At 47.5% G+C, this 1212-nt stretch carries 2 protein-coding genes; both read right to left on the reverse strand.

Going from position 1 to position 1212, the window contains the following annotated elements:
• Window positions 1-155 precede the first annotated feature (155 nt).
• On the reverse strand, window positions 156-605 hold the full coding sequence (locus tag ASU35_RS05350) for an RNA polymerase sigma factor (RefSeq protein WP_058352021.1): 450 nt from the start codon (window positions 603-605) through the stop codon (window positions 156-158).
• A gap of 475 nt (window positions 606-1080) precedes the next feature.
• Window positions 1081-1203: a hypothetical protein gene (locus tag ASU35_RS18560; protein WP_083504151.1), complete on the reverse strand. Its 123-nt coding sequence runs from the start codon at window positions 1201-1203 to the stop codon at window positions 1081-1083.
• Window positions 1204-1212: the final 9 nt, after the last annotated feature.

Consider the following 1212-nt stretch of genomic DNA (forward strand, 5'->3'; position numbering starts at 1 on the left):
AATAAAAGGTGATATGCGTTGACTTAGTAAAGTTATATAATTTTGTTCCTCAACGCTGTGTACCGGAAATGCCGTCTATTCAGTTGTCAAGCTGCATGAGGGAGACAGACCCCCTCACTTACTTCCCCGTTGGGAAAGCAGTTTAACAACCGATTTTAGAAAAATTCTTCAAAAATTTTTCTCAGCTTCAACAGTAGCGTCTGTTTTCTCTTATTGACCGACTGCTGCGAAATGTGTAGCATATTCCCGACTTCCTGTTCCGTCTTTTCCTGATAGAAAAGCAGTAAAATCAGCTCTCGCTCGTCCTCGCTTAATTTGGAAAGACAGAAGCGTACTTGCTCTGCTTCCAGATGTTCCGCTGCAAGCTGTTCTACGCTTTTTCCGGGTGCGGCAAGCTGCCTGTCCTGTTCCAGCAGACGCTCATAGGAATCCTCTCTACTGGGTAGGAAAGAGGCGGTTTCTTTCTGGAACTTTTCCACTTTCAAGTCGTAGGAAAAGTATTCCTCTTTTCGTTCGTAGTGCTGATACACGCGGTAGACCTGTTCGCTTACCGGTACAGCTTGTCCGTCTATGTAAAGATACCGTTGTTTTCTTTCATTGCTCATGGTGTTCCTCCGTTTCGATTCGTGGGTTGGTTTGCGGACGAATCGAAACGGGGCGGCGACCGGCATCCAGGGCCGCCGGCGTCAGGAACGCTGTCGAATGGGAAGTTCTTGTAGAAAAAAGGTCTGACAGGAGGAGGCTTGTCCTTTCTTGTCCTTCTGCGGTGGCATTTTTTGTGTTTCTTTCCAGCTTTTTTAGGTTTTATGTAGAAACAGCGCGTACAAAAAGAGGGCACAAGTGAACTTGCTATCACTTGCGCCCTGATCGGACTGGATATTTTGTTTTGGAAGTCTCCACCTGTTAGCGGTGGAGAAAGGTCAAAAGGGGTATCTACCCATAAGCGGCCTCCCTTGCACCGCTATGGGAATGGAACAAAGCAGCAGAAGTTATATGTCCCGAAAACCGCTTGCGGCATCTATTGTTACTGCTTCAATATACTCCAATGCTGCTTCGTGTCCTTTCCGAATTTGTAGTAAGTTACTTTCTCGCACCATCCGCGCCGACTTCATAGCCGTCCACCTTGGTGCTGACCGCCATAGATCCGTCCGCATAGAAGTAGTACCACTTGCCATCAATCTGCTTCCAGCCGCCGGAGAACATCTTACCGGT

Origin of the sequence: Acetivibrio ethanolgignens (assembly GCF_001461035.1) — a bacterium.
GTDB classification, from domain to species: domain Bacteria; phylum Bacillota; class Clostridia; order Lachnospirales; family Lachnospiraceae; genus Velocimicrobium; species Velocimicrobium ethanolgignens.

Coding starts and splice junctions, on each gene's coding strand:
- ASU35_RS18560 (WP_083504151.1), bottom strand. CDS start 1,203: ATGTTCTCCGGCGGCTGGAAGCAGATTGATGGCAAGTGGTACTACTTC.
- ASU35_RS05350 (WP_058352021.1), bottom strand. CDS start 605: ATGAGCAATGAAAGAAAACAACGGTATCTTTACATAGACGGACAAGCT.